This is a genomic window from Gammaproteobacteria bacterium, from assembly GCA_003696665.1.
Taxonomy (GTDB): domain Bacteria; phylum Pseudomonadota; class Gammaproteobacteria; order Enterobacterales.
The window spans coordinates 1-4,310 of the sequence record RFGJ01000610.1 but is presented as its reverse complement, the minus strand read 5'-3'; the positions used below and the strand labels follow the sequence as shown (position 1 = coordinate 4,310).

General features: G+C 50.0%; 3 protein-coding genes. All 3 read right to left on the bottom strand.

What is annotated here, in order from left to right:
- Positions 1-398 precede the first annotated feature (398 nt).
- Positions 399-2,756 (bottom strand): tetratricopeptide repeat protein, encoded by a 2,358-nt coding sequence (locus D6694_14845; protein ID RMH35253.1) that lies wholly within the window; start codon positions 2,754-2,756, stop codon positions 399-401.
- Between the two features lie 9 nt (positions 2,757-2,765).
- Positions 2,766-3,368: a class I SAM-dependent methyltransferase gene (locus D6694_14840; protein RMH35252.1), complete on the bottom strand. Its 603-nt coding sequence runs from the start codon at positions 3,366-3,368 to the stop codon at positions 2,766-2,768.
- Between the two features lie 295 nt (positions 3,369-3,663).
- Positions 3,664-4,122, bottom strand: a complete 459-nt coding sequence (locus D6694_14835; GenBank protein RMH35251.1) for an NAD-dependent epimerase/dehydratase family protein — start codon at positions 4,120-4,122, stop codon at positions 3,664-3,666.
- Positions 4,123-4,310 lie beyond the last annotated feature (188 nt).

The window sequence follows — 4,310 nt, the reverse complement described above, 5'->3', positions numbered from 1 at the left end:
GCACCACGCGCCGAAATCGCAGGGTGCGCCCCTGCCAGCGGCGCTCCACGATCTCGTCGATCCACGCCGTGCGTTTGTGGGGCCGCTTGGGGTCTTCCGATACGGGTCTGACGGCGGCACTCCCCGGTGCCTGTTTTCTCTTCGGATTCCCGCTGACAGGAGAGGTCTGCCCAAAATCCGGGGTGGTGCCCCCATTTCTGCACCTTTACGCAATATTCATGTGCGGCATTGCCGCTTTTCTTTCACTTGCGAACCGGGCAACCCCACACAGGCCCCAGAATATGCACCCGATTCCGCTCAACAAAGCCTCGATCAAGGCCGCTCATGAATAATCCGGGCTAGGGTAAACGCGGAATGCACCCCAGCAGAATGCACCCCATCAGTTAGTGATGATTGAGTCAGGATGAACCTATTAGCCGATCAATTACACGACGCATTTTGCGGCATTTTTCATATTTATTCGGGTCTAACGTCCTGACGACGTCCAAAATATCTGCTGCTATATTGAAATGCCCATGTTTGACCAGTGCTACAGCGATCCACATCATATTATCTGAATTTGTCGGATCAATAGATATAGCCGTTTGGAAGCTATCCAGAGCGTCTCCATATTCATTGAGCGTCAATAGTACGCCTCCCAGCGCGAGAAGTAAATCGGTGTTTTCCGGAAGGGCACGCAGGCTTTCTCTCAAAAGAGCCGCAGCCTCAACGGCCAACCCTCGATTTTGAAGGACCTTGACTTCAAAAAGAACTGCTTCGGTGAGGTACCTGTTCCCTGCCCTGAGGGCCCTACAGAAATCCGTTACCAATTGTGTGTATCCATCAGTAGCCTGGTGAAACAACTGTATATCAACATTGGTGTGACCCTTTGTTGTTTTGATAATCTCTTGCAAATCGTTTTCAACCTGTTTTATAACTGAATCCCAATCTCCTGGTGCCGGTTGCCTGTAAAGCTTCATTGAGTTGTACCACGGAGTATCTTCCCTATCGAGTTGCCAGCGCCAGTCTGGAGCGAACGGCAATAGCGTCCAAACTTGTTTTCCCATGGCTCCAGCGAGATGCGCTACGGATGTGTCCACGCAAATAACTAAGTCTAAGTGTTTGATGATGGCACTAGTGTCAGCAAAATCCTCAATATAAGGTCCTAGATCAAGGAATATTGTACTTCCAGGCTTGAAGTTGCAGGCATCTTTGGCTGCAGAACCTTTTTGGAGGCTGAAAACGAATATATTTTTATCGTAAAATATTTTTTGAAAAATCTGAAAGTGTATGCTTCTGTTTTTGTCATTCGTGTGATTGGGGTTTCCCGCCCAAACCACCCCGATTTTTAGGCCTTTGATACTGGAAAAAAAAGGCTGCCACTTGCATTTGTAGTTTCGAGGTGGCTCGATATATCCTGACCGGCTAGGGATGTCGTTCTCGTCACTCAAAATAAATTTTGGTATATCTAGAAGAGGCACGAAATAATCGGCCTTCTGTAATGCTTCGTTTGTGTCAGAGAATATTTCATCTACTCCAGGGAACTTCTCGAGTAGAGGGATCAGTCCCTTTTGGCAGACAAACAAAAGCGAAGCGCATCTTTTGCGGACAAGTGGCAAAAAACGTACAAACTGGATGACATCTCCAAATCCTTGTTCGTGACGCACTAAAATAGTTTTTTGGGGTACAGTGGAACCATCCCACGCAGGAAGCGAAACGGCGGGAACGTCCCGTTTTTTTTGCGAAATCCCCCAGTGGTATTTTGCCCAACCTTCCTTAAATCTGCCTGCCAGTAATAGGGCTAGACTTAGATTCCATTGAGCACTCCCCAAAGAAGGGTTGATATTTATGGCTGTCTCGTAATTTTTGATGGCCTCTTGAACGCGATTTTGCTTGATGAGGGCGTTGCCAAGTGCCAAATAAGCATTTGCATTCGTCTCTGATAACTCTATTGCTCTGCGCGCGTCTCTCTCGGCTTCTGCGGGCAGTTCAAGGTGAAAAAAGAGTTCAGAACGCCTCAATAGTAGGGGAATGTGGTCTGGATGGGCGCTAAGACCGTGGTTGGCAAGCTCCATGGCCTTATCTATTTGGTTGGTCGCTTTGTATGCTGTCGTCCAAAGAAACAGGATGTCAGGATCACTCTCGGGGCAATCATGAAGTTTGGACAACAGTGTTAAGGCCAATTGGGGCTCTTCTCTCTGAACTAGATAGTCGACAATGGCCCCTAAAGCGTGTTTGTGGGTGTGGGCCTTCCCGTGGAGAAGGGTGATGGCCTGCGACACGGCGGCGGTTGATCCTTCGGTCTCTATAACTGACCTAACAAAGTTGCCTATGTAACTCGTTGTCTGGGGAGCCAAAGAGATGGCTTTGGAGAACCAGTGGCGGGCCTTCTTGTAAGATTTTTTGCCCCAGAATGCGACGCCAATATTGTTGCAAATTGAATGGTTTTGTGGGGCAAGCGAATGGGCTTGGCGTAACAATTTGAGCGCTTTATCCCAATCTGACGAGTGGAAGTGACGTAGAGCCATTCTCTCTAAAAGTTGAGGCCGGTTGCTCACGTTAGAGGGAATGGGCTTGGTACCTTTTGTCTTCAGTGTGGCACGCATCTTGGTATTCCCTAATTGGTATAGATTACAATCTGAGAAATTTCGCCTGTAAGCATGGTTATGTAATGTTTTGATTGCTATCGTGCTGATACAATGTGTGGTGATTCTGCCTCGACTTAATCCGCTGTAGTTGGTAGTAGTTGCTCCAGAAGTGACTTGTTTCGGTGCCATCAATTCGTGTCACATTCTAGTTGGTGGGAATTTTTGAAGTATAAATTCTATGGAACATTCGGTTGTCGGTGTGAGGGTCTGATCTATTTGCTTGTTGGCGAGTCTTGGGTTAAAAAAGTCTCTTATAAGTTCGACTTTTTCAACTCTGGCAATGTCTGCCACTGATTTCAATAAATCGAGGACGTTTATACTGGCTGGGCACCATGATTGTGTTTTGTAGATTGTAAATGTGTGTTTGTGGTCCATGTTGAATTTGCTTGGCCATTGCCCTTGTTCGTACATGTCTTCGTCTGGAACTGTAACTATAATGTACCCTGATGGTTTTGTGACTCGTACCCAATTTCGAAGTGCTACGTATGGATCGTCCATGTGTTCAAGGCAGTGGCTCGAATGTAGAAAATCGTATGCGTTGTCAGGAATGGATGCCAAATATTGCCCGTCTCCATCATCTAGGTCCCATATTCGGACCGATTTGATCCCTCTGAAGACGTGAGTGTATTGAGATAGCGGGTCTGGTTTCCCGCCAACATCAATGCCGTGCCCCCAAAAATATCTGCTGTGGAATGATCCAATGGAAAATCTACGTTTGCTAGCTTTGCTTTGTTCTCTCATGCTCAGCCCCTTGCACTAATAAATTGGCTACAACAGTTTTTTGGGCCGATCCGCGTTTGTAGCGTTGCCAGAAAAGACATATGCCGCTCTGGTTGTTGTGCTTCGTGCAAATTGGCCCACCAGAGAACGATCAAGCCGTTGGATACTGTTGATGGCCTCCTCCTCGGAGCCGCCGAGCTCGGCTATTCTCCAGGGTGCCCTCAAACCCTCTCGCGAAGGAGGAGGTCACCCGTCTTTACGTTCACCTGGGAGAACAGGACTTCTACTGCGGCATCGATGTCCATGCCCGGAGTCTCTATGTCTGGATCCTCGACGAAGCCGGTGAGACACGCCTCCAGCGAAAGATCCCTGCTTCTCCGGAGGCCGCCTTGTCGGTGGAGAGGGCGATGACCTTCTTTACCCCGCAGTCGATGGCGGCGTTGATCACGTTTTCCGCCCCCAGGACGTTGGTGCGGATGGCCTCGAACGGGTTGTACTCGCACGCCGGCACCTGCTTGAGGGCGGCCGCGTGCACCACGTACTCGACGTCGGCGAACGCCCGGTAGAGCCGCTCGCGGTCTCGCACGTCGCCGAGGAAGAAGCGAAGGGAGGGATGCCGGAACTCCTGCTGCATCTGGAACTGCTTCAGTTCGTCCCGGCTAAACACGATAAGCCGGCGAGGTTCGAAGTGCTCTAGCACGTACCGCACGAACGCCTTGCCGAATGAGCCGGTCCCGCCGGTTACCAAGATGGAAGCCCCGTTGAGATCGATCATCGGTCTCTCCTGCCTTGTGTGGGGATTTTGCCCCATCACTGATCGGCGAAGCACGGAAAGTCTTTATCCCTCCGGATTCGAGGGGGCGCGCTCCCTGCCGGTGATTCACAAATCGTGCCGCGGTGGGGGATGCCCTAGAACGGTCTGTTTTGCCAGGAATTTTCTTGCCGGGGACGCGGGGGAAGGGG

Bases quoted from the DNA above. Each gene is read 5' to 3' on its own strand.
- D6694_14840 (RMH35252.1), bottom strand. From the start codon at position 3,368: ATGAGAGAACAAAGCAAAGCTAGCAAACGTAGATTTTCCATTGGATCA.
- D6694_14845 (RMH35253.1), bottom strand. From the start codon at position 2,756: ATGGCACCGAAACAAGTCACTTCTGGAGCAACTACTACCAACTACAGC.
- D6694_14835 (RMH35251.1), bottom strand. From the start codon at position 4,122: ATGATCGATCTCAACGGGGCTTCCATCTTGGTAACCGGCGGGACCGGC.